The 685-nt window shown below is 67.2% G+C and carries 1 protein-coding gene; it reads left to right on the top strand.

All coding sequences use genetic code 11. The features are described 5' to 3' along the window. Positions 1 to 225: 225 nt before the first annotated feature. Positions 226 to 685: NACHT domain-containing protein (locus tag ACFV9O_RS40570; protein ID WP_385428142.1), on the top strand; the 460-nt coding region annotated here is incomplete at its 3' end.

Genomic DNA, 685 nt, shown 5'->3' on the forward strand with positions numbered 1-685 from the left:
CCTCTGCAAATTTCTCGTGTTCCCCCTTTCCCCCCCCGCTGGCATGCCGCAGCCGGAAACGCTCAGGAGGAGGCCGACCGCCTGATCGCGACCGTCCGCAGCAGGCAGGACCTCTCAAGGCTGGCGACCAACCCCCTGATGTGCGCCCTGATCTGCGCCCTGCACCGGACCAGCCGAGGTTTTCTGCCCCGAGGACGCGAGGAGTTGTACGAGGCGGGTCTACGCATGCTGCTGGAACGGCGCGACCTGCAGCGGAGCATCGACGACGGCGTGCAGATGGATTACAGGTCCCAGGTTCTGCTTCTGGAAAGGCTGGCCTACTGGCTGATCCGCAACGGCCACTCCCAGATGGACCGGGAGGACGCCATCGCTCTCATCGACCAGACCCTGCCCGCCATGAACCGCGCGGTGGTCACCGCGTCCTCCGCCGAGGAGGTGTACCGGCGTCTGCTGACCCGCTCCGGCCTGCTCCGTGAGCCCGCCGAGGGTGTGGTCGACTTCGTGCACCGCACCTTCCAGGACTATCTCGCTGCCAGGGCCGTCATCGAACACCGCGACTTCTCCCTCCTCGTACGCAACGCCCACCTGGACCAGTGGGAGGACGTCGTCCGCATGGCCGTCGCACACGGCAGGCCCCACGAACGCGGGCGCCTGCTCACCCAGTTGCTCAGACGCGGTGACAAGG

It is taken from the genome of Streptomyces sp. NPDC059909 (assembly GCF_042730885.1).
Lineage (GTDB): Bacteria > Actinomycetota > Actinomycetes > Streptomycetales > Streptomycetaceae > Streptomyces.